The organism is Thermodesulfovibrio aggregans, from assembly GCF_001514535.1.
Classification (GTDB): domain Bacteria; phylum Nitrospirota; class Thermodesulfovibrionia; order Thermodesulfovibrionales; family Thermodesulfovibrionaceae; genus Thermodesulfovibrio; species Thermodesulfovibrio aggregans.
Window position 1 is genome coordinate 151661 of the sequence record NZ_BCNO01000003.1, and the last position, 24673, is coordinate 176333.

General features: G+C 35.9%; 18 protein-coding genes, 1 tRNA gene and 1 riboswitch. Of the genes, 8 read left to right on the top strand and 11 right to left on the bottom strand.

Annotated features, from left to right (window positions below):
- The first annotated feature begins 21 nt into the window (after nt 1–21).
- From TAGGR_RS09395 to TAGGR_RS09405, 3 genes are read left to right on the top strand one after another with little or no spacing between them, the layout of a single operon-like run.
- The gene (locus tag TAGGR_RS09395) at nt 22–387 is read left to right on the top strand and encodes a response regulator (RefSeq protein WP_059177109.1); all 366 of its coding nucleotides are present in this window, start codon (nt 22–24) and stop codon (nt 385–387) included.
- A complete protein-coding gene (locus TAGGR_RS09400; RefSeq protein WP_059177110.1) occupies nt 372–779 on the top strand; it encodes a chemotaxis protein CheW in 408 nt (135 codons plus the stop codon). The genes TAGGR_RS09395 and TAGGR_RS09400 overlap by 16 nt, the downstream gene beginning before the upstream one ends.
- Nucleotides 772–3012, top strand: coding sequence for a hybrid sensor histidine kinase/response regulator (locus TAGGR_RS09405; RefSeq protein WP_059177111.1), 2241 nt, complete (start codon nt 772–774; stop codon nt 3010–3012). Before TAGGR_RS09400 ends, TAGGR_RS09405 begins: the two co-directional genes overlap by 8 nt.
- On the opposite strand, the gene TAGGR_RS09410 is transcribed toward TAGGR_RS09405, so the two are convergent.
- The 11 genes from TAGGR_RS09410 to metE form a co-directional block, all read right to left on the bottom strand.
- On the bottom strand, nt 3009–4433 hold the full coding sequence (locus tag TAGGR_RS09410; protein ID WP_059177112.1) for a methyl-accepting chemotaxis protein: 1425 nt from the start codon (nt 4431–4433) through the stop codon (nt 3009–3011). The two genes, TAGGR_RS09405 and TAGGR_RS09410, sit on opposite strands and share 4 nt — an antisense overlap.
- A gap of 127 nt (nt 4434–4560) precedes the next feature.
- On the bottom strand, nt 4561–6330 hold the full coding sequence (locus TAGGR_RS09415) for a formate--tetrahydrofolate ligase (RefSeq protein WP_059177113.1): 1770 nt from the start codon (nt 6328–6330) through the stop codon (nt 4561–4563).
- 31 nt (nt 6331–6361) lie between these two features.
- Nucleotides 6362–6544, bottom strand: a complete 183-nt coding sequence (locus tag TAGGR_RS09420) for a hypothetical protein (RefSeq protein WP_059177114.1) — start codon at nt 6542–6544, stop codon at nt 6362–6364.
- A gap of 14 nt (nt 6545–6558) precedes the next feature.
- Nucleotides 6559–6903 (bottom strand): Mth938-like domain-containing protein, encoded by a 345-nt coding sequence (locus tag TAGGR_RS09425; RefSeq protein ID WP_059177115.1) that lies wholly within the window; start codon nt 6901–6903, stop codon nt 6559–6561.
- Between the two features lie 22 nt (nt 6904–6925).
- Nucleotides 6926–7023: transfer RNA gene (locus TAGGR_RS09430), tRNA-Sec, on the bottom strand.
- Between the two features lie 12 nt (nt 7024–7035).
- Nucleotides 7036–7644, bottom strand: a complete 609-nt coding sequence (locus TAGGR_RS09435; protein WP_059177116.1) for a hypothetical protein — start codon at nt 7642–7644, stop codon at nt 7036–7038.
- A gap of 2 nt (nt 7645–7646) precedes the next feature.
- Nucleotides 7647–8657: an anthranilate phosphoribosyltransferase gene (gene trpD / locus TAGGR_RS09440; protein ID WP_059177117.1), complete on the bottom strand. Its 1011-nt coding sequence runs from the start codon at nt 8655–8657 to the stop codon at nt 7647–7649.
- Nucleotides 8654–9217 carry an anthranilate synthase component II gene (locus TAGGR_RS09445; protein WP_059177118.1) on the bottom strand — a complete coding sequence of 188 codons (564 nt, stop codon included), beginning with the start codon at nt 9215–9217 and terminating at the stop codon, nt 8654–8656. Before TAGGR_RS09445 ends, trpD begins: the two co-directional genes overlap by 4 nt.
- Nucleotides 9214–10704 carry an anthranilate synthase component I gene (gene trpE, locus TAGGR_RS09450; protein ID WP_059177119.1) on the bottom strand — a complete coding sequence of 497 codons (1491 nt, stop codon included), beginning with the start codon at nt 10702–10704 and terminating at the stop codon, nt 9214–9216. The genes TAGGR_RS09445 and trpE overlap by 4 nt, the downstream gene beginning before the upstream one ends.
- Nucleotides 10705–10750: 46 nt before the next feature.
- On the bottom strand, nt 10751–14974 hold the full coding sequence (nrdD, locus tag TAGGR_RS10835) for an anaerobic ribonucleoside-triphosphate reductase (RefSeq protein ID WP_201783845.1): 4224 nt from the start codon (nt 14972–14974) through the stop codon (nt 10751–10753).
- Nucleotides 14967–17198: a 5-methyltetrahydropteroyltriglutamate--homocysteine S-methyltransferase gene (gene metE / locus TAGGR_RS09460; protein WP_059177120.1), complete on the bottom strand. Its 2232-nt coding sequence runs from the start codon at nt 17196–17198 to the stop codon at nt 14967–14969. The genes nrdD and metE overlap by 8 nt, the downstream gene beginning before the upstream one ends.
- 30 nt (nt 17199–17228) lie before the next feature.
- Nucleotides 17229–17419, bottom strand: a riboswitch (cobalamin riboswitch).
- Between the two features lie 74 nt (nt 17420–17493).
- Between metE and TAGGR_RS09465 the strand changes: the two genes are divergently transcribed.
- From TAGGR_RS09465 to TAGGR_RS09485, 5 genes are read left to right on the top strand one after another with little or no spacing between them, the layout of a single operon-like run.
- Nucleotides 17494–18075, top strand: a complete 582-nt coding sequence (locus tag TAGGR_RS09465) for a TetR/AcrR family transcriptional regulator (RefSeq protein WP_059177121.1) — start codon at nt 17494–17496, stop codon at nt 18073–18075.
- Nucleotides 18072–19202, top strand: a complete 1131-nt coding sequence (locus TAGGR_RS09470; protein ID WP_059177122.1) for an efflux RND transporter periplasmic adaptor subunit — start codon at nt 18072–18074, stop codon at nt 19200–19202. The genes TAGGR_RS09465 and TAGGR_RS09470 overlap by 4 nt, the downstream gene beginning before the upstream one ends.
- On the top strand, nt 19199–22327 hold the full coding sequence (locus tag TAGGR_RS09475) for an efflux RND transporter permease subunit (RefSeq protein ID WP_059177123.1): 3129 nt from the start codon (nt 19199–19201) through the stop codon (nt 22325–22327). Before TAGGR_RS09470 ends, TAGGR_RS09475 begins: the two co-directional genes overlap by 4 nt.
- Nucleotides 22324–23718: an efflux transporter outer membrane subunit gene (locus TAGGR_RS09480; protein WP_059177124.1), complete on the top strand. Its 1395-nt coding sequence runs from the start codon at nt 22324–22326 to the stop codon at nt 23716–23718. The genes TAGGR_RS09475 and TAGGR_RS09480 overlap by 4 nt, the downstream gene beginning before the upstream one ends.
- 1 nt (nt 23719) lies before the next feature.
- Nucleotides 23720–24661, top strand: coding sequence for a universal stress protein (locus TAGGR_RS09485; RefSeq protein ID WP_059177125.1), 942 nt, complete (start codon nt 23720–23722; stop codon nt 24659–24661).
- Nucleotides 24662–24673: the final 12 nt, after the last annotated feature.

The window sequence follows — 24673 nt, forward strand, 5'->3', positions numbered from 1 at the left end:
AATATAATCAAAGGAGAGAAAATGTATAAAGTTCTTGTTGCAGAAGATTCAAATGTAGATGCTAAATATATAGAGTCTATCCTCAAAGAAGGAGGATATGAACTTTTTTTTGCAAAAGATGGAGAAGAAGCTGAAGAATTGATAAAACGAGAAAATTTTGATTTAGTTATTTTAGATGTTGTCATGCCTAAAAAAAACGGTTTTCAAATATGCAGAGAAATGAAAAAAAATGAAAAAACAAAAAATATACCTGTAATTATTGTTACTTCCAAAAAAGAGGAAGCTGATAAATACTGGGGTAAGATGCAAGGAGCTGATGAATATATTACAAAACCTTTTGAACCAATTGATCTTTTGGTAGCGGTGAAGAAATGTCTGAAGAAATAAAAGCTGAAAAATCATATTTTGTTTTAGGAGTAGGCGAGAGAGAGTTTATTGTTCCCAAAGAATATGTTGTTCAGGTTTTGGATGTTACAAGAATATTTCCAATTCCAGGGTCTCCTGACTACATTATTGGAGTTATACCTGTAAGAGGAAAAATTATACCAGCAGTAGACTTAGCAAAAGTTTACAATATTGAAAGATTAAACTATTCTGATAACAAATTGTTGGTTATTGAAGTAAAAGGTGAAAAAATAGGAATCTTGTCCGATATAGCACCTTTCCCTGTTAATTTTGATCCTGATATAGAGGTAGAAGATTTAATTGATCCTGAAAAGTTATTTGAACAACTGAAAGTAAGCGCTCAAAAACCTGTTGATACTAAGGCTGATGGATAAATCCGAGCTAATAAGATATTTTTTACTTGAAGCAGAAGAACATATAAATACTTTAATTGAAGGGATAGAGGAGCTTGAAACTAAGGGATACGACAAAGAAACCATAGAAAGTCTTTTCAGAACAACTCACACTTTAAAAGGTTCTGCTTCTCTTTTTAATTTCAACAAAACAGCCACAATTTCTCATCGCCTTGAAGATTTTTTTGAATCTATCTTGAATGAAGAAATAAATTATAACGATTCTTTTCTCTACTGGATAAAAAAAGCCATTGATGCAATACTCTTATTAGTAAATGAAGTACGCGAAACAGGGGAAGAAAAAAGTGAGATTGATGAGGAAGTCATAAAATCAATTGACAATATCATACATAAAAAGCAAATTCTTTCCATTGAACAATACAAAACTTCTGTTTTTAAAACCTCTCCTATGATTAATACTGTTAGAGTAGAAATTGAGGCAATTGATAGTATTATTGCGTCTTTGGGAGAAACTCTCGTTCACAAAAATACAATTTTAGACAAGGAAAAAGAATTATTTAACATTATAGAGGAAATACAAAATAGTGGTAAAAGACTTATAAAAGAAATAACTGATTTTTCAGATAGATATTGGTTATCCACACAAAATAAAAATGAAAAAGTATTTGATAGCTTCTTTACAGATTTCAGTGATCTTGAATTTGACCGATATGATGAATACCATATTTTTTTAAGGAAGATTCAGGAAATAACTAATGATATAACGGAGGGTATAAATTCGCTATTCATTTTTTCTGAACATCTCTCATCCAATTTAAAATCTCTAAACAGAGAGATCAACCATTTAAAAAACAGCCTAATTGAAATAAGAATGCTACCGATTGGAAAACTTCTACATAGACTTTCTGAAGCTATAAAAAACATAGCAAAAACCCATGGGAAAATTATTGAAATAGAGATTAAAGGAGCGGAAGTTAAAATTGACAAGCCTATTTTTGATGCACTATATGAACCAATGCTTCATATTCTTAGAAATTCTATTAAACATGGGATTGAATACCCTGAAGAAAGAATAATAAAAGGTAAAGAACAAACAGGTCATATAAAAATCTATGTAAGAAAAGAAGGTAAACATATAATTATAACCATCCAAGACGATGGTAAAGGGATAGATATTGATAAAGTAAAAGAGATCGCTATACAGAAAAATTTCATTACTCCTGAGCACGCTTCATTCATTTCAAAGGAAGAAATTCTTTCCTATATCTTTGCCCCTGGTTTTTCCACATCAGAAGAAATAGATTTCCAAAGTGGTAGAGGTATGGGGCTCACTATTGTTAAAACAACCATTTCAAAACTTAAAGGAACAATTGAAGTGTTTTCAAAACCAGATAAAGAGACTTCTTTTATAATAAAAATCCCTCAATCATTGTCTATAAGCAATCTTTTGACTTTCAATGCTCACAATTTAAATTTTGCCATACCCATTAACTATGTTGAAGAAATCTTAACTTTAGAAGACTTTCCTCAAGCTATAACAGAAAGAAATATCAACCATAAAAATAGAACTATCCCTGTTAAAGTTTTTTCAGAAATTTTATTCTCTACGAATGGCAAAAAAATTGAAAAGGGGTATGTCATTGTCTTTAATTTTTCAGGTATAAGAAAAGGACTTATTGTTGATGAAATTTCAGGTTATGAGGAAGCAACAGTTCACAGTTTCGGAAAATTTCTTGAAGGATTAACTCAATATCTTGGTTATTTTATATCTGGTAAAGGTATTCCAATATATGTCATTGATCCTTTAAAGTTATTTGAAGAAGAGTTTATGTTCATAACCATTTCGCCCAAAATTTCAGAATCTTTTACATATAAGGGTTCTGTCCTTGTCGTTGATGACTCTATAAGTGTAAGAAAGACTCTACAGAGTGTACTTGAAAATAAAAAACTAAAAGTATATACTGCAAAAGATGGAGTTGAAGCATTAAATTTACTTGAAAATAACAAAGTTGATCTTATAGTAACAGATCTTGAAATGCCTGTAATGCATGGTTATGAATTCATAAGTAGAGTCAGAAAAGATCCAAGATTCAAAAATTTACCAATAGTAGTTCTTACCTCAAGAGGGACAAAAAAACACGAAGAAAAGGCTATTGCAGCAGGAGCAGATGGATTTATTGTCAAGCCCTTTGATGAAAAATCCATAGAAGAACAGATTATTAATCGCCTATCACAGCCAGAACTTCATTATTAAACTTTAAATCTTTCAGTTACATTAACAAATTCCTTTGAAGTATTGGATAGAGAATCAGAGATATCTGTAAGCTGTTTAGTTATTTCGTAAACATTCTCAGTTATTTCTTTTACTGTTTGAGCTGAATTTACCTGTTTATCTGTTATTTCTTTCTGTTTCAAGGTATACTCATTAATGTCACTTATAACCTCTCCTATTTTCTTTATAATTAAATCAATCTTGTCAAATATTTGAGTTGTTTGATTTACCATGTCGGTTCCTATTTCAACATAATTAGTTTCTTCTTCAAGATTTTTTGTAACAACAGTTGCTTCCTCCTGAATTGCTGCAATAATCTCACCTATATTTTTAGATGATTTAGCTGTTTTTTCAGACAAACCTCTTATTTCTTCAGCGATAACAACAAATCCTTTTCCTTCCTCACCTGCTCTAGCTGCTTCAATTGAAGCATTGAGAGCAAGAAGATTTGTTCTGTTTGCAATATCACTGATTATTGTAGAAATTGTTCCAATCTCCATCAATTTTTCTGAAAGAAGTTTCATTCTTCTGTTTATTCCCTGAACAGCTGTTCTAATTAATTGCATACTATTAAATGTTTCTGACACAATCTCATTCCCTTTAACTATTGCATCAATGGCTTCTTTTGAAACATCTGTTGCAGTGGCAGTTTTTTCTTTTGTACGCAAAGCAATTTCAGAAGCATTTTCAATAAGAGATACTATTTTTTCAATTTCCTGTTTTTGTATTTCAGCACCTGACTGTAATTTTTGAATTATTTCATTAAGAATATTACTGTGCTGTCCCACATCCTCTGCTCTAATCTTTACTTCTCTAACAAGTTCGCTCAATCCATCAATCATGAGATTAAATGCATCAGCCAAGGAACCAAAAATATCTGGAGTTACTTCTGCTTTCTGAGTAAGGTCTCCTTCAGAGGCCTGAGTCATAATCTGTAAGAATTTTATAATGTTTTTTTGCATCTCTTTCCTCTCTTCTTCTGTCTGAATTAGCGTAGAAAGCTTATCCATCATTTGATTAAAGGCATCAGCAATTTTTTCAAATTCATCACCTGTGCTTAACTTTATTCTCTTTTCAAAATTACCTTTTCTTATAGCTTCTACTGCTTCTTCAATTAATGAAAGAGGGACTATGATCTGCTTTCTAAACCAAAAAACATTCGCTGTTGATATGGCAATTAAAGCTAAAGCAAATATTCCAAGAATAGGAGAAAATTTTAAAAATGTGTTTAAAATTCCCATTTTTTTCATGATAAATTCTTCACCATAAATTTCATATCCGGTAATAATAAGTCCTGCAAGAAGAATAATAGTTGAAAGAATAATTGACACATTGAATACAATAAGAAACTTTTTATAAAGACCTGCTGGTTTTTTAATTTTGGGTTTGGAAATTTCTGGCATGTAAATCCCCTCCTTTTTATAAAATTAAACTTATAAAGTATGTAGAAAAAATATAGTAATTGTCAATAGCAGAGTAGGAGGAAAGGATAAGACCCAAATTCATAGTTAAAATTTATTTTCTTAATAACTATATTCCGATTATCTTACCACTCTTTAAATCAATATCTATTCTCCTAAAATTCGGATCTGAGGCAGTTCCTGGCATTAGATTTATCTGTCCTACTACAGGAACAATGAGTTTTGCTCCTGTAAAAACTAAAATATCTCTTATAAATAACTGCCATCCTTTAGGAACTCCTCTTAATTCTGGATTGTCCGACAGACTCAAATGGGTTTTTGCCATACAGATTGAAAAATCAGAAAAATCAGTATTTGAGTTAATATTTTTAAGTTTTTCTAAAGCCAAAGGAGAAAATTCAATGGAGTCTGCTCCATATATTTCTCTTGCTATTAACTCTATCTTTGAGATATGAGGAAGATTAATATCATAAAGAAATTTAAATTGTGATTTATTTCTGCAGACATCTATAATTATGTCAACAAGTTCAAGTGCTCCCTCACCTCCTTTCTCATAGTGATCAGCAACTGCCGCAGGAATTCCAACCTCTTTACAAGTTTTTTTAACAAATTCCAATTCATCAATGTCATCTATTTGGAATTTATTTACACAAACAACAGGATTTATACCAGCTTTTCTAACAATTTTTACATGATGAAATAAGTTTTCAAGTCCCTTTTCAAGCCATTTAAAATTTTTTAAGACATATTCTTCTGGAAGAGGATTACCTGGAATGATCTTCGGAGCATCTCTATCAGCTCCATGATATTTTAATGCTCTTAAAGTAACTACAATAACTGCTGCGTCTGGTTTCAATCCCGAAATCCTGCATTTTATGTTCCAGAATTTTTCAAAACCAATATCTGCTCCAAATCCACTTTCTGTGATGTGATATTCACTGAGTTTAAGTCCTATTCTGTCTGCAATAATTGAGGATTGACCTATCGCTATATTAGCAAAAGGAGCTGCATGAACAAATACGGGCTGTCCTTCAATTGTCTGAATTAAATTGGGATTTATTGCTGAAACCATAAATGCTGTCATAGCTCCAGCAACTTCAAGGTCTTCTGTTGTTATAGGATTTCCTGATTTCGAGTATGCTACAACAATTTTACCAATTCGCTCTCTCAGGTCTTTTAAATCCTTTACCAGTGACAGTATAGCCATTAATTCTGAAGAAGTGGCTATATCAAATCTTGATTCCATTGGTATTCCGTCTTTTTTACCGCCAATTCCAATGATAACTTTTCTCAATGCCTGAGCACAGAAGTCAATCACCCAGCCCATCTGTACTCTTTTTGGATCAATATCAAGCCTTTTCAATCCTTTTTTACAGAGGATCTCATCTGAATAGTTAGATTCATGAAACATTCTGGCAGTCAAGGCAACCATTGCAAGATTATGAGCATTCATTACTGCATTTATATCACCTGTGAAACCAAGTGAAAATTCTGTTCTTGGAATGCATTGAGAAAGCCCTCCACCTGCTGCACTCCCTTTTACATTCATTAATGGACCTGCAGAAGGCTGTCTTATTGCACAACTGACTTTCTTGCCTCTTTTACCAAATCCTTGAGTTAATCCTATGGTTGTTGTTGATTTTCCCTCACCAAAGGGGGTAGGAGTTACTGCTGTGACAACAATGTATTTGCCATTGTTATTATTCTTAATTCTTGAGTAAAGCTTTTGATAATCCACTTTTGCCATATAATAGCCATATGGAATTATTTCATCCTTTGCAATGCCAAGCTCGTCGGCAAGCTGAAATATCGTTTTCATTCTTTTTTCAGCTTCTTGAGCAATTACCCAATCTGGACAGGATACAGTCCCTGCAAGCATAAACTCTCCTCGGATTGTTAATTTTTTTATTTTACTCTGATGGATTTTCTATATCTGCAAGATAATCTTTAAGTTTTTCTAATAATGAATCAGGTAAGACTTCATCATAAAGTAAAGCATTCATCTCTTCTACAGTCAACTGTTCTTTGATATCTCTTGGAAGCATCTTTACTATAGCAATCCTTTCCTGCAAAGGTTTTTTCTTTTCATCCATTTTTTCTCTCCTTTCTAACAGGTTAAATGAAAAGCACCGGCAACAGCTTTGCCCTCAGATAAAAGCTGATTAAATAATGCTACGGCTTTTTCTGTAGCACTTACAATAGTTTCAATTCCCCTTTGTTTGAGCTCTTCTATTAAACTCTGGGGCACCTGCATTCTTTCATAAGCTCCTGTCCCAACAACAAGTATTTTGATATCCTTTGTAAATACTTCATTAAGATCCTCAATACACAAGGAATGCCCCTCTTTTCTCCACCATGATGGAATAACAGCGTCTGGGAATACTATGAGATCTTTAGTATATTCTGTCCCATCAACAACAATTTTTCCAAATGAATAATGAGTGATTTTCATACTTATACCCCCAAATAAAAGATGGCGGGAGTGTGTGGGAATCGAACCCACCTTGCCCGCTCCTCACAGGCAACACTGGATTTGAAGTCCAGGGGGGACACCAGAGCCCCATACACTCCCAATGAACATGTTTTAAAATAAAAATTTATCTCGTAAATATTTAAGTATATCATCATATACGGAGGGAACAACAAGAAAAATTTCAATATCTTTTGCTAAAGAAAGTTTAATTCTGTCTTGATCTCTTAAAATTAAAACTGCTGACTCTCCCTCCTTTAGGGTATCTGAAATTTTATTGCTTATTTCCATTATTCTTCTCTCTGTAGCTTTACTGAAATAATCAAAAACTCTCTGCATTACAGAACTTGTTTTAACAACTCTTAAACAATTTCCCCAATCAATAAATTCCCCAAAAACTGCAGGATCTTCAATCCCTATAACAATTGCTCCTTCAGATACTTTTTTCTCTATGAAAGGATATAAGTAAGGATTGGTCTCTCTTATTACATTAACTGCTTCTTCGCCTTCAATAAATATTGTTTCAACAAATATTTTAGTAACAAAACCTAACTTTTCAAGTTTTTCTACATGAACAATCGCCTCTTCCCAATATTTCTCAACCAACTCTTTCAGTTTTTCATCTTCTTCATCGGCAACAAAAATATTGGGAATACAAAAAAGTCTCCTTTTGCCTTTGAATTCTTCTACGCTAAGTCGCTGTATTTTACCTAATTCAGCCATGATTAATTTAAATTTGAAAAGGCTTTAAACTCTTCAAATTTCCTGTAAGCCCTGCCACTGTAAATAGATTCCTTTGCTATCTCAATTCCTTCCTTAAAATCTCTAGCAATTCCTGCAACCTGAAGTGCTCCAGAAGCATTCATTAAAACCATATCCAAACAGGGAGTTTTCTCCCCTTTAAGAACACTCAAAAATATTTCTGCACTATTTTTTCTGTCAACACTCTTAATATCTTTCAATAATGCTCTTTTAATCCCCAGATCTTCTGGACAAATAAAGGTTGAGCTGACCTCACTATCTTTTGCTCTTACAATATGTGTTTTTTCAGTAACTGTAATCTCATCAAGTCCGTCTTCACTATGGACAACCATTATATCCTCTGAACCAAGTTTCATCAAAACTTTAGCAATTGTATCCATATATTGTTTTGAAAAAACACCTAAAAGCTGACGTTTAACCTGAGCAGGATTAAGCATCGGACCAAGAATATTAAACATTGTTCTTATTTTTAGCTCTTTTCTGACAGGAGCTACCCTCTTCATGGCAGGATGATAAAGGGGTGCAAAAAGAACTGTAACTCCGCATTCAAAAAGAGCTTTCTCAGCCCTCTCAGGCGTCATATTAACATTTATTCCAAGCTCTTCCAAAACATCAATGCATCCACATTGACTTGAAGCAGAGCGATTTCCATGTTTTGCCACAGGAACTCCTGCTGCAGCAACAACAAAAGTTGTGGCAGTTGATACATTAAATGTTCCAGAGTGATCTCCACCTGTTCCTACTATATCAATGGCATTCTCAGGAGCTCTTATCTTTATTGCATACTCTCTAAAAAGCCTTACTGATTCAAGAATCTCCTCTTCTGTCTCCCCTTTCATGGAAAGTCCCATAAGAAAAGCTGCAATCTGAGCCTCTGATGCTCTGCCTTCAATAATATCAATAAAACTCTTCCTCAGAAGTTCTGCTGATAAATCTTCTTTTTTACTCAGTTTAATTATTGCTTCAGTTATCATAGTTTTAAAAAATTTTTCAGTAAATCCTTCCCAACTTTTGTTAATATGCTTTCAGGATGAAACTGAACACCTTCGATTATGTATTCTTTATGTCTTATACCCATAATTATACCATTTGAAGTCCATGCTGTGACAGTCAGACAATCGGGTAAACTTTCTTTATCAATAATAAGAGAGTGATACCTTGTTGCCTCAAAAGGATTTGGAAGGTCTCTAAAAATTGTTTTACCATCATGGTAAATAAGAGACGTTTTACCATGCATTATCTCTGGACAGCGAACTATTTTTGCACCAAAAGCTGCACCAATTGCTTGATGACCGAGACACACTCCAAGAATTGGTACTTTTCCTGCAAAATGCATTATCACATTACATGAAACTCCAGCTTCTTTTGGAGTGCATGGACCTGGCGAAATTATTATCCTTTCAGGATTGAGCTTCTCAATCTCTTCTATAGTAATCTGATCATTTCTGTAAACAACAATATCTGGATTAATCTCTCCAATGTATTGATAAAGATTGTAAGTGAATGAGTCATAGTTGTCAATTAAGAGAATCATTTCTGCTCCTTTGACTCTAAAAAGCTCACTGCTTTTAGCATGGCAGTTGCCTTATTGACTGTTTCAAGATACTCTCTTTCAGGAACTGAGTCTGCCACTACTCCCGCTCCTGCCTGAACATATACTTTTTTATCCTTTATAACAAGCATCCTTATACCAATGCACATATCCATATTCCCACTAAAACCGAAATACCCTATTGCTCCTGCATATGGACCTCTACGGGTTGGTTCAAGTTCTTCAATAATCTGCATTGCCCTTACTTTTGGAGCTCCGGTAACTGTTCCAGCAGGAAAACAGGACATAAATACATCAAAAATATCAAGCCCTCGCCTGAGTCTACCTTCAACATTACTTACAATATGCATTACATGACTGTATCTTTCAATTGTCATAAGCTCTGTAACATTGACTGAACCTATTTCTGCCACTCTACCCACATCGTTTCTCCCAAGATCAACAAGCATAATGTGTTCAGCTATTTCTTTCTCATCGCTAAGTAAATCTCTCTCAAGTGCGATATCTTCCTCTTCAGTTTTTCCCCTTGGACGGGTTCCAGCAATTGGTCTTAGGGTAATTTTTTCATCTTCAACTCTTACAAGAATTTCAGGAGATGAGCCAACAATATGCCCTTCACCTATATCAATATAAAACATATATGGTGAGGGATTTATTATTCTTAGTGCTCTATAAATATCAAATGGATGGACATCTGAAGTTGTTTCAAATCTCTGAGAAATAACCACCTGAACAATATCACCGGAAAAAACATAATCTCTTGCTTTTTTTACAGCATTGATAAAATCTTCTTTTTTAAAATTTGAGACAAACCCATGTAATGGTTCTTTATCGCTGTTTTTTGTAACATATAAATAGGATCTGAATCTTTCATCCTTGTGGTTTTTCAGTTCTTTAATTATTGTCTCTATCTTATCCTGAGCTTTTTCATAAATCTCTTTAGCATTCCCTGAGTTTAGAAAAGCATTGTAAACAATCTTTATTGACTGTTTGAGATTGTCAAATATTAAAACTGTTTCTGGAATCATGAGAAATATATCAGGCATGTCAATGGATGGCTTTTCAAGATCAGGAACCTTTTCAAAAAGTTTTACAGTATCGTAAGATATGTAGCCAACCATGCCTCCGAAAAATCTTGGAAGCCCGGGCTCTAAATAGGCTTTGAATTTTTTGAAAAAATTCTTTAGAAAATCAAATGGATTTGCATTATCAAAACTGTTTTGCTCCAAACCATTTAAAACTATATTTCTACCTTTTGATTTTATTATAAAAGCAGGATCAAATCCAATAAAAGAATACCTTCCCCATTTTTCACCACCGACAACGCTTTCAAGAAGAAAAGAGGGCTTTTTATTAAGCTTTAAAAAAGCACCAACAGGAGTATCAAGATCAGCAATTATCTCCCTGTAAAGTGGAATAACATTGTATTTCTCGGATAAAGATAGAAAGTCCTTTTCACTTAGATTCATAGAATAGTTTAAATAATCAGTTTTAAAAAAGGCAAACCAAAGCTTTTTAATTCTTCATCTGTAAGTATTTTCTATCTTTGAATTCCTCTTTTTTACCTTCATTCCAGTTATCAACAGGTCTAAGATAACCGACCACACGAGAATAAACTTCTGTTGTTCTTCCACATTTTGGACAACTCTGATGTTCTCCTTCTATGTATCCACATTCAGGGCAGATGCTGAATGTCGGAGTAATGCTTATGTAAGGGAGTCTATATTTTTCAAAAACTGCCTTTATAAAGTTTTTCAGCCTCTCAGGCTCTGGCTGTTCTCCTAAAAATAGATGAATAACTGTTCCACCAGTATATTTACTTTGAAGTTCATCCTGATGATCAAGAATATAAGTTATTGACTCTGTAAAGTTTACGGGTAACCATGTTGAGTTTGTGTAATAGGGATTTTCCCTGCCCTGTGTAATTATATCAGGATACTTCTGTTTATCAATCTTTGCAAGTCTATAACTTGTCCCTTCTGCAGGTGTTGCCTCAAGATTGTATAAATTGCCTGTCTCTTTTTGATATTCCATAAGTTTTTCACGCATGAAATCCATTACCTTCAATGCAAATGCTTTTCCTTCCTCTGTCCATATTCCTTTTGAACTTAACCATCTTGCGTTCGCAATTGCTTCATTCATTCCAATTATACCTATTGTTGAAAAGTGATTGCACCAGTATGCCCCTGTTCTTTCCTTTACAGAGCTGAGATAATGCTTTGAATACGGATACAGTCCTGCATCTGTAAATCTTTCAAGAACCTTGCGTTTAATCTCAAGGGAAGTTTTTGCAATATCCATAAGTCTTGTAAGATATGTAAAGAATTCTTCCTCTGATTTGCTTAAATATCCAATTCTTGGCAGGTTCAATGTAACAACGCCAATGCTATTACCGCACCAAGTTGATTTTCCTTTTCTTCTGACCATTATTATATGATTATGAACTTCTACACAATATACTTTTCCTTTATAATATTCTTTTCTTATATTATGCTTTCTGAATCTATAATCCTTAGACTTTTGTATACTTATTTCCCAGACCCCATTTGAATGAATTTGTCTTCCTTTTATTTTTGATGTTTTTTTAATCTTCTTAATAGTTGAAATATATCCTAATTTAAGCACTATTTCCTGAAAATCTTCAGCTAATTTATCAGATGCTGTCCAGTATATTATTTGTCCAGTTGATTTTCTTATATATCCATCTCCTTTGATCATCCAATCAAAAAGTAATTTTAGTTGTCTTTTACTTAAGTTTTTGATTTCTTTTGGGATGTATTTGGTATATTTGTCACCAAATTGGCGTAAATAACTCCAAAGTTGTTTATTACAAATTACAAAATTTGAGCCCTCTTCATAATAGTTAAATGGCAAAGAAGTTAATAGTTCTTTAATTTCTTTTCTTATTTTTTTATTTTTTTGAGTTATAGTTACTCTATATCCATGGGAAGGAGCAATATTTTCATTATCTGTTGAACCTTCTGCTAACCATATTCCAAAAAATTTTAACCAATCATCCATTTTTATTTTTAAATGCTGAGTTTCATATCTTAATCTTACTCTTTTTCTATTACCATAATTTTCCCTAGTGCATATGTTATGAATAGTTACTGAGTTACAATCAAATTCATTGGCTATTTGATAAATTGTTTTCCCTTCTTTTTTTAAATTTCTGATTTCTTCAATTTCAAAGTCAGAAAATTTTGTTTCTGGACCTGTACCAGACATTATGGGGACTGAAGGCAAAATAAAATATTCTTTTTCTTCTTCCTCCCATATACTTTGTTTAGGAATTCTGTCTCTGTTAGGATCAAAATCTTTAGCTTCTACAAATTTATAAACCCATTTTTTCCCATCCCATCTTTTAACAAACATCCTGTGATTTGGTGTTACTAACAAATCAAAAGATTTATGGTGAAATCTTATCAATTCTCCATCCCAATCATATTCAAAAATTCTAATTGGTTTATGTATTTCTATTTTTCCATCCATTGTACGAGTAAAGAGTTCATCATCTAGAGTTAATTCACTAAATTTTTTCCATCCAGATAGAGTCAAAACCTCAGTTTCTTCATCATAGCAACCAGTTAAAGGGTTTGAACCAAAAAGTCCACCACCACGGTGTTTAAGCTCTCTTGTCTCAAGCCTGAGCCTGCAACACATACTTCTTGCATCCTCAGGTTTTAGGTCAGAGTTTACATAGTTTGCAAAATAGGGAATTCCGTATTTTGCCGTTGCCTGCATGATTAAGTCAACAACAGGGCTCTGCCAGTCAAAATCTTTTGTAATGTTTATTGTAGGAATGGGAAAAGTGAAAACCCTTCCCTTTGCATCTCCTTCTGTGAGAACCTCAAAAAGTGCCCTGTTGAACATATCCATCTCTTTCTGAAATTCACCGTATGTAGCTTCCTGAGTTTTTCCTCCAATAATTACAGCCTGCGATGCAAGATGTTCAGGCACCTTCAAGTCAAGGGTAATGTTACTGAAGGGAGTGTTTCCTGTTATAAAAACCTGTCCATTTCTTCTTGCAATAACTGTCTCGTTTTCAGTGTGAACACTCCAGATAACACCTGTATAGTCAATTTTTTCTATTTTGCTTATATGATCATTTTTCGTCTCAGTAAGGGTAATTATGTATTGAATTTTCCTGGAGATCCCTCCTGCTTTTCTCTCTTTAACATTAAAGTTATATCCTGCAAGAACTGCCATGGCAGTGATGAAATCAACAGAATTTTTATCGGTGACAGTGATTCTTTTTCTAAACTTTTCATGCCAGCCATCACCTTTAATGTAGGTTTCCAGAAAAAGTCTTGCCTGAGGCTTGCTTAGTCTGTAAAGATATTCAGGGAATTTTTTAATTTTTGCTCCCATAAGTGTGTGAACTTTTTTACTTGATGAAGGAGAAAGTCTGATATGGGCACATAAACCGAGAGATTTCTGCTCTTTCACGGTGTATTCAAATCCGAGTTTTTCAAGAAGTTCTATAATCTCATTATAATTTTCAAAGTGACAGTAGGGAGACTGATAGATGCTAACTCTATGACTTCCATTGTTCTCTATGCTTCCTTCAGACATAATCCATGCAAGAAGCTTTATTTCTTCATCTGAGATTGGATAATCGGGATTTTTATTTTCTCCTGTTACAGGTATCACTACAGGAGAGTTTAATTTTAATATATCCTCAATGGGTTCAAGAGTGTTTTTTTTCGTATTGAAAATTTTTCTTACCACTCTGTGTCCTGGCGATATGAGCTGTTGTTGACTTCTATTTTTCAGGCAATACATGTATCCAGAGTATTCAGCCCTGAAAACATAGGTAACAGGTTTTGTCTCAATTTCTGAAGTATCTAAATTAAAAGTGTAGATTAAATCTCCGATCTCTACTTCGTTGTACTTCTTCCAACCTTCGGGTGTTAAAATTTCCGTATCCTGAGAAAGACATTGAAACCCCACCCTTGTAGGCACATTCAGGTTAAAAACCCACTCCTGCAAAGCCTGCTTTACCTGTTTATAATTAAGTTCATCATATGCTATGAATGGTGCAAGAAGGGTGTCAACATTGCTAAATGCCTGCGCACCTGCTGCCTCTCCCTGAAGTGTGAAAAGAAAGTTTACAATCTGTCCAAGTGCGCTTCTAAAATGTTTTGCAGGCTTTGATTCCACTTTTCCTGCCACTCCACCAAATCCACGAATTAACAAATCCATTAAATCCCAGCCCACACAATAGGGAGCAAGCACATTCAGATCGTGGATATGCAGACTCCCATCTATATGAGCTTTTCTTACCTCTGGTGGATAAATCTTATGAAGCCAGTAGCTTTTACTTATCTCACTTGATATGTAGTTGTTTAATCCCTGAAGGCTGAAGCTCATGTTGGAGTTTTCTCTTACCCGCCAGTCAACTTTGCTTAGGTAGTTGTCAATCAGCTCAAGCCCGCCCTGACGGGCAATCTCACGCATACGAGCGTGCTGATCACGATAAATAATGTAGGCTTTTGCGGTTTTACGATAGGGACTGCTTAAGAGTATCTCCTCAACAATGTCCTGAATCTCTTCCACATGGGGGTCACGGTCACGAATCAATTCCTCAGCAAGAAGTAAAACCTTAATTGTAAGCCTCTTTGCAGTTTCATAGTCAAACTCTCCTGTTGCCTTACCTGCCTTTGATATGGCTATGGTGATTTTTTCAGGGTCAAATGCAACCCGACGACCATCACGCTTTATTATGTTTTTAAACATCCTTTGCCTCCTTACGCATTATCTCTGCAACTTTAACCATGTTTTTAAGCGAGGAAATTGTTTCCTGCCATCCTCTTGTTTTAAGTCCGCAATCAGGGTTTATCCAGAAAAGTCTTTTGTCAATAAGCTTTATTGAGCGTTTTACTATCTCAAGCATTTCTTCCACTGTTGGCACTCTTGGAGAGTGAATATCATATACTCCAATTCCAATGCCTCTGTCATATTTAAATTTTTCAAAGGCTTTGAGAATCTCTCCTTTGCTCCTTGATGCTTCAATTGATATCACATCAGCATCCATTGCATAGATTTTTTCAATTATATCATTAAACTCAGAGTAGCACATGTGGGTATGAATCTGAGTCTCAGGTTTTACAGCTCCTGTAACAATTTTAAAGCTTTTTATAGCCCAGTCAAAATACTCATCAACCTTTGCTTTTTTAAGTGGCATTCCCTCTCTCAGGGCAGGCTCATCAATCTGAATGATTTTTATACCCGCTCTCTCAAGCTCCATTACTTCTTCCTTGAGAGCAAGAGCAATCTGATAGGCAACTTCTTTTTTTGAGATATCCTTTCTTGGATAGGACCACTGAAGAATTGTAACAGGTCCTGTAAGAATTCCTTTCACTGGCTTTTCAGTGAGAGACTGGGCATAAAGCGTTTCTTTAAAAATCAGAGGGTTTTCCCTCCATACATCGCCATAGATTATTGGTGGTCTTACACATCTTGAGCCATATGACTGAACCCATCCATTTTTTGTGACAGCAAACCCTTGAAGGCGCTCTGCAAAAAACTCAACCATATCAGTTCTTTCAAACTCTCCATGAACCAGGACATCAAGCCCTATCTGTTCCTGAATCTCTATTGCCTTTTTTATCTCCTGATTGATAAACTCTTCATACTGCTCAAGGGAAATTTTACCAGCCTTAAAGTCTGCTCTTACTTTCCTTAATTCAGCAGTCTGAGGAAAGCTTCCTATTGTGGTGGTTGGAAAAAGAGGAAGTCTGAGGATTTCCATCTGTTTTTCATATCGTTCACTGAAGTCCTGTTTTCTATCAAGGGCATTTTCATCAATTTGAGAGATCTTTTTCCTGACCTCAGGATTGGTAAATTTTATGGATAAATTCTGCTCTGGAGGCTCTTTCCCTTCATTTATTGCTGTTTTAAGCAGTGTAAGTTCTTCAAGCCTTTCATTGGCAAAGCTTAAAAGGCGCAGAATTTCCTCAGGTATGGATTCATTTTTCACAGTCACTGGAAGATGCATGAGAGGACAGGAGTTTGAAAGAATTATGTTTTTCGTAAACTTTGTGAGAGTTTCAATAAGTTTCAATGTTTCAGTAAAATCTGTCTTCCACGGATCTCTTCCTGAGACAACTCCTGCAATTAGGATTTTATCGTTGGGAAAACCGAATTTTGAGATACTGTCAAGATTTTCTCTTCCATCAACAAAATCAAATCCAATACCATTAACTGGCAGTTCATAAACTATTTTTTCATAGTGTGACAGGCTTTCATAGTAAGTTTGAATGTAAACCTTTATTTTGCTGAGCCCGGCAGTGATTTTCCTGTAACAATCAATGATTGCCTGAACAGTATTATTCTCTAAATCAAGAACCATTGCAGGCTCATCAATCTGAACTTCTTCAACATCAGATTCTTCAAGCTCTTTAAGAAGCCTCATGTAAACAGAAGCTATCCTGTCAAGAAAATATGCATAGTCCTTTACTTTGGCACAGTAAAGATAGGTAAAAGGACCTGTAAGCACAGGCTTTGTTTTAAGATTAAGGCTATTTTTAAGAAGTTCATACTCTTTCAATGGTTTATTCTCTTTGAGTTCAAACCCGGTTGTTTTTTCAATCTCAGGAACAATGTAATGATAGTTTGTGTTAAACCACTTTGTCATCTCTGAAGCAGGTGCATCTGCTGTACCTCTTGCTATTGCAAAGTATCTTTCCATTGGGTTTGAGATATTTTGAAATCTCTCCGGGATAACATTAAACATAATTGAGAGATCAAGAATAAAATCATAAAGAGAGAATTCATTTGATGGAACAATGTCAATTCCATGCTGGACAATGGTTTTTGCATTGTTGATAATTAATTTCTCAGCTTCTTGGGCAAGCTCCTTTTGAGAGATTTTTCCACTCCAGTAGGATTCAAGGGCTTTTTTTAGCTGTCTCTGAGGACCAATTTTGGGATAGCCAAAGACAGTTGTTTTAACGGTCATTTAATTCCTCCCGCGAGGTATTCTGAAAGCCAAAGGCTTTCAGGCTGGATAGGTCTTCCGGCTCTGGGCTCAGTGCCTACTTGCCCGCCTTCCCAGAGATTTCTCTCCAGTGGCTTACTGGGCTTTCGTTCCCAACACGGCTGCGGGGCAGCGGGGGATTCTCACCCCTCTTCCCTTACATCCAGCAATTTTGAAAATACATTAAGTAGAAAATTTTTGTCAAATCAGACAATAAGAATGTTTATTTTCTCTTGACAAATTCCTTCAATCTTTTATAAACTGAACATCAGTTCACATGAACAGGCGTTCAGGACATGAGTCAAGAAAGAGAATAGTAGATGCTGCTGTGAAGTTATTTTCGCAGAGTGGCTTCAATGGCACGACAATGAGAATGATTGCAAAGGAAGCAGGAATAAGCGTTGGAGGGCTTTATCTTTATTTCAAAAACAAGGAAGAGCTATCACTTTATTTAATAAAAGAAAAGCTTAACGAATTTTATAGCAAAGTTTTGCTACCCCTTAAAGAGATTCCCAGTCCCTCTCAGGCATTGAAGGAATATTTCACAAAAGCACTGGAATTTGCAAAGGAAAACAGAGAACTCATCATTATTCATGCAAAGCAACAGGGTTTTACTTTTGGAATTGAGATAAAAAAAGAGTTTTTTAAAAAAGAAAGAGAGATACTTAAAGAGATAATTACCAGAGGTATTGAATCTCGTGAATTTAAAGAGTGTGAGCCTGAAGAAGTGGCGAAACTACTCATGAATATCATAGGAGGTTATGTTCTTTCAGTTGTTGTTGAGCCTGAAAATCTTTTTAAGCCAGAAGTCTGTATTGATATCCTATTAAAAGGCTTATTGAAAAGGAGTAATTTATGATTGCTAAATTTAAAGCCATTTGTCTTTTATCTGTCATGTTTTTTATTCTTACAGCATGCGGTAAAAAACAGCCTCCAGCCCAAATTCCTGAAGTATCAGTAATAACTGTTCAAACACAGGAAGTTCTTCTTACAACTGAGCTTCCAGGAAGAACCAATCCCTACAGGATAGCTGAGATAAGACCACAGGTAAGCGGAATAATTCTTAAAAGATATTTCACAGAAGGAAGCAATGTAAAAGCAGGAGACCTCCTTTATCAGATTGATCCAGCACCTTATAAAGCAGCCTATGACAATGCTGTGGCAGCATTGAAAAGAGCTGAGGCAACACTTCAATCAGTAAAAGCAAGATATGAGAGATATCAAGAGCTTATAAAGGTTAATGCAATAAGCAAGCAGGAGTTTGACGATGTGAAAGCTCAGTATGAGCAGACTCTCTCAGAGATTGAGGCATTAAAGGCACAGGTAAGGAATGCTCAGATTAATCTTGGATATACGAAAATAACAGCGCCAATTTCAGGCAGAATTGGTAAATCAAATGTAACAGAAGGTGCGCTTGTTACTGCCTATCAGCCGATGGAGCTTACAAGAATTCAGCAACTTGACCCTATATATGTTGACATTCCTCAGTCAACAAAGGAATTAAGAGAGCTTGAAAGAAGACTTGCTGAGGGAAGGCTTAAATATGCCGGTAAAGAGCAGAACAAAGTAAAAATAATTCTTGAAGATGGAACAGTCTATCCAGTTGAAGGGACACTTCAGTTTAAGGATGTAACAGTTGATCCAACAACAGGCTCGGTTACATTGAGGGTTATAGTTCCAAATCCAAAGGGAGTGCTTTTACCGGGAATGTTTGTTAGAGCAATAGTTAAAGAGGGAATAAACAGGCATGCAATTCTTCTTCCCCAGCAGGCAGTGTTTCGTGATCCAAAAGGAAATCCTTTTGTCTATATAGTTGATAATGAAAACAAGGTTCAGATAAGACCAGTTAAGGTTGACCGTGCCATAGAGGATAAATGGCTTGTTTCAGAGGGAGTTTCAGAGGGACAGCAGGTTATAGTTGAAGGAGTTCAGAAAATTATGCCCGGAATGCCTGTAAAGCCTGTGCCTTATGGAAATAAGCAATGATATACAGATTTTTTCTTGACAGACCGGTTTTTGCATGGGTTATTGCTATTGTTATAATGGGAGCAGGCTGTCTTGCCATATACAGCCTCCCGGTGGCACAGTATCCTTCACTTGCTCCTCCATCAATTTACATTCAGGCGTTTTATCCGGGTGCTTCTGCTGAGACAGTTGAAAACAGTGTTACCCAGATTATTGAAGAGAAGATGACAGGACTTGACAGAATGATTTACATGTCTGCATACAGTGACTCATCTGGCAGCTCCCGCATTGAGCTTACCTTTGAGCCAGGAACAGACCCTGACCTTGCATGGGCAAAGGTTCAGAACAAGCTTCAGCTTGCAATGCCAAGTCTGCCCGAGGCTGTTCAGAGAACAGGAATAAAAGTTGGTAAAGCAACAAAAAACTATCTCATGGTAGTTGCTCTGATTTCAGAAGACGGTCGTCTTGATGCAAATGATTTAAGAGATTATATGCAGTCAAACCTTGAAAAGGTTCTTGCAAGAATAGAGGGGGTTGGAGAAGTTGAGACCTTTGGTTTTCCCTATGCAATGCGCATATGGGTTGAACCTCACAAGCTCGTAAGTTATGGATTGACAATTGATGATGTAATTGCTGCAATAAAAAGCTACAATGTGGAGGTATCTGGTGGACAGCTTGGAGGCGCACCGGCAAAGCCTGGTCAGCGGCTAAATGCACCGATAATTGTTCAGAGCATGCTTAAAGAGCCAGAGGAGTTTAGTTCAATTCCTGTAAGAGTAAATCCTGATGGCTCAACTGTAAAGATAAAGGATGTGGCAAGGGTTGAGCTTGGAACAGACTACTACGATATAAATGCCTACTATCAGGGAAAGCCTGCTGCAGCACTTGCAATAAGACCTCTTCCCGGAGCAAATGCACTTCAGGTGGCAAAAAAAGTTAAAGATAAAATGGATGAGCTCAGCAAGCACTTTCCATCAGGTGTAAAGGTTGTTTATCCCTATGACACAACTCCTTTTACAAAAGTTGCAATAAATGAAGTTGTAAAAACCCTTGTTGAGGCAATAATTCTTGTGTTCTTCATAATGTGGCTATTTATGGGCAGCCTTCGTGCAACTTTTATTCCCACAATTACTGTTCCTGTTGTTTTACTTGGCACATTTGCTGTTCTGGGAATTGCTGGTTACTCAATAAATATGCTCACAATGTTTGCGATGGTGCTTGCAATAGGGCTTCTGGTTGATGACGCAATTGTTGTGGTAGAAAATGTGGAAAGAATAATGCGGGAAGAAGGTCTTCCAGTAAAAGAAGCTGTAATAAAATCAATGGAGCAGATTACATCAGCTCTCATAGGCATCGGACTTGTTCTATCCGCTGTATTTGCTCCAATGGCATTTTTTAAGGGCTCAACAGGCATTATTTACAGACAGTTTGCAGTAACAATAATTTCAGCCATGTTACTTTCGGTTTTTGTTGCCTTGAGTCTTGCTCCTGTTTTATGTGTAATGTTTCTAAGACCACATAAAGCTTCAGAGGCGAAAAAAGGAATTCTTCACTGGTTTAACCTGATTTATGAGAAGTTTTACAGCATATTTTTTAAATCAAGGCATTTCTATACCAAAGCTGTTGAAAACTCCTTCAGAAAAGCTCCACTTTATATTTTGATTTATGTGATAATCATTGCAGCATTGGGCTTTATTTTAATGAAGCTTCCAACAGCCTATCTTCCAGATGAAGATCAGGGAATTCTTCTTGCCCAGGTAATACTTCCATCTGGCTCTACCCTTGAACAGACAGAGGAAGTTTTAAAAGAAGTTCAGAATTATTTTTTAACAAAAGAAAAAGATGCTGTGGATACTGTAATGACAGTCTCGGGAATAAGCTTTGCTGGAAGAACTCAGTCAAATGGAATGGCATTCATAAAGCTAAAAGACTGGCATTTAAGGGACAGGGCAGAATTAAGAGTTAAGGCAATTCAGGATAGGGCTATGAGATACTTCCTTCCGAATAAAAAAGCCATGATATTTGTTTTCCCGCCTCCATCAATTATAGAACTTGGGAATGCAACAGGCTTTGACCTTCAGCTAATGGATATAGGAGGTCTTGGGCATCAGAAGCTCATGGAAGCAAGAAATAAGCTTCTTTATATGGCAAATCAGGATCCGAGACTTAAAAATGTAAGACCAAATGGAATGGATGACATACCAGAATACAAAGTTGATGTGGACTGGGAAAAAGCAGGCGCACTGGGAGTTCCGATTACATCAATTAATAATACAATTTCAGCAGCTTTTGGAAGTGCCTATGTAAATGACTTCATAAAAGGTGGTAGGGTAAAAAGAGTTTTTGTTCAGGCAGACATTCCATACAGAATGCTTCCTGAGGATATGAACAGGCTCTATGTGAGAAACAATGAAGGCAAGATGGTTCCATTTTCATCCGTTGCTTCAGGCAGATGGATTTATGGCTCACCAAAGCTTGAGCGTTACAATGCCTTTCCTTCAATGAACATCTGGGGAGAGCCTGCAAAGGGATACAGCTCAGGTGATGCAATGAAAGCAATGGAGGAAATCATCTCAAAGCTTGGTAAAGGAATAGGTTACGCATGGACAGGATTAAGTTATCAGGAAAAGCTGGCAACAGGGCAGGCTCCAATTCTTTATGCCTTCTCTGTTTTTGTCATATTTCTATGTCTTGCAGCACTTTATGAGTCCTGGACAATTCCAATTACAAATTTAGTATTACTTCCTCTTGGGATATTTGGTGCAGCTGTGGCAACATGGATAATGGGACTTCATAATGATGTTTACTTCCAGATTGGATTTCTTGTAACAATGGGACTTTCATCAAAGAATGCAATACTTATAATTCAGTTTGCAAGAGACAGAATAAGGCAGGGTGGAGAGCTTCATAAGGCAACAGTTGAGGCTGCAAGAATAAGATACAGACCCGTTATCATGACTTCTCTGGCGCTCTTCTTCGGAGTTCTTCCTCTTGCTATTTCAAAGGGAGCCGGTTCTGGAGCAATGAATGCAATCGGCGTTGCCATTGAAGGTGGAGTTATAGCAGGGACATTTATAAACATTCTGTTTGTGCCACTGTTTTTTGTGTTGATTTTGAAATTTTTCAAAGTCAGGGAAGTAAAATGAGGAAGCTGATTATTCCCCTGATTCTTCTACTGCTTACATCCTGCACGATGATACCTGAGTATAAGAGACCTGAAGCACCAATCCCCAGGGAATGGCCTAAGGGTGAAGCCTACAGTTCATTAAAATACGAAGAACTTCCAAAATCTACACTCCTTAAATGGAATGATTTTCTCGTAGATGAAAAATTGCAGGAGATTGTTAAAAAAGCCCTTTCAAATAATCGTGACCTGAGGCTTGCAGCATTAAATGTTGAGAGAGCAAGGGCATACTATGGAATTCAAAGAGCAGAACTTATTCCGGCAGTTGATGCAATTTCCTCTGGATTAAGGCAGAGAGTTCCAGCAGAACTGTCAAACACGGCAAAAGCAGAGACTTTATCTCAATACAGTGTTACCTTTGGAATCACATCATGGGAGATTGATCTTTTTGGAAGACTTCAGAGTTTAAAGGAGATGGCTTTAGAGCAATACCTTGCACAGGAAGCCACGTACAGGGCTGTGAGACTTTCTTTTATTTCAACAGTTGCTATTGCCTATTATACTTATGCCATAGATAAAGAAAATCTGAATCTTGCAAAGCAAACTCTCAAAACTCAGCAAGAAAACTACGAATTAATTAAGAAAAGATATGAAGTGGGAGTTGCCTCAGAGATAGACCTTCACAGAGCAAAAACACAGGTTGACACAGCAAGAGAAGCGGTTGCAAGATATACGCAGGTTTTAGCTCAGGATAGAAACACACTGGAACTCATATCAGGTGAGCCTCTTAAAGATGAACTTTTACCTGAAGGATTGAGCAATATTAAACCACCTAAAGACATATCTCCTGGACTTTCCTCTGAAGTATTGCTAAATCGTCCTGATATCATTGCAGCAGAGCATACACTTAAAGCATACAATGCTCAGATAGGTGCTGCAAGGGCAGCATTTTTCCCGAGAATATCCCTTACAACACTTATTGGCACAGCATCCAGTGAGCTTTCAGGACTCTTTGAAGCAGGCTCAAAAACATGGACATTTCAACCGCAGGCAGTAATGCCCCTGTTTGATGCAAGAGTATGGGCTGCCCATGAGGCTGCAAAAGTTGAAAGAGAAATTGCTGTTACAAACTATGAAAAAACAATACAGACAGCTTTTAAAGAAGTTGCTGATGCACTGGCAGTAAAAGGAACAATTGACGAGCAGATAGATGCATTGAGCAGTCTTGTTAACTCTTTAAGAGAAACATATAAACTTGCAAAGATAAGATATGAAAGAGGAGTTGACAGTTACTTGAGTGTTCTTGATGCTCAGAGAGCACTTTTTCAGGCAGAACAGCAGCTCAACACCCTCATACTTTCAAAATATGCAAATTTATCAACACTTTATAAAGTCCTTGGAGGCGGGGAATAAAATGAAAGAAAATCCTTTTGAGAAAGTTTTAATGCCTGTTGACAGAAGTGAGCATTCAAAAAGAGCGGTTAATTTTGCCGGTTTAATGCTTTCAAATTGTGAAACATTGCCTGTAGTAACTCTTTTTTATGTGATGACTGGTAAACATTTAAGCGATTTTCTTAAAAACATTCATCTGAAAGAAAGAGATTTAAAGGATTATGAATTTTTGAAAAAGAGCAAAGAAAAACACATTAGGGAATTTATAGAACCTTTTTTGAATGAGTATGAAAACATACTGAAAGATGCTGGATTCAGGGGAGAAATAAACAAAAAGATAGAAGATGGAGATCCCGGTAGCAAAATAATTAAAGTTGCAGAGGATGAGAATTTTTCTACAGTAATTATGGCAAGAAGAGGCATGTCAGAACTTAAAAGTATTCTGCTTGGAAGTGTTTCAAGCAAAGTGATATACGGATTAAAAAATAAAAATATATATATCGTGGGACAAAAACTTGATATGGAAAATCAATGCCCGATTCCATATGCCCTCATTCCTGTTGATGGCTCAGTGTATTCTATGAAAGCATTAGAGCATGGTGTATTTCTTGCAAAGTTTGTTAAGGGAATTAAAAAATTCACGATTTTAAGAGTAATCAATATTTCTTTATATCTTGAAAGAATTAGACAGGGCATAGATCCTGAAGAGGAAGCCAATGAAATTCTTATGAAAGCTAAAAATAGCTTTTTAAAAGCAGGCATTCAAGACAGCTTAATTGAGACAAAAATTCGTGTGGGAGTTCCAGCAGAAGAAATAGTCAAAGACATAGAAGAAAATAATTACAATCTTGTAATCATGGGAAGAAAAGGTCGCTCTGCATTGAAAGACCTTGTTCTTGGAGGTGTGAGCTATACAGTAATAAATAGATGTTTTGAACCTGTAGTAGCAATTATAAATATTTGAGGTTGTTCAATG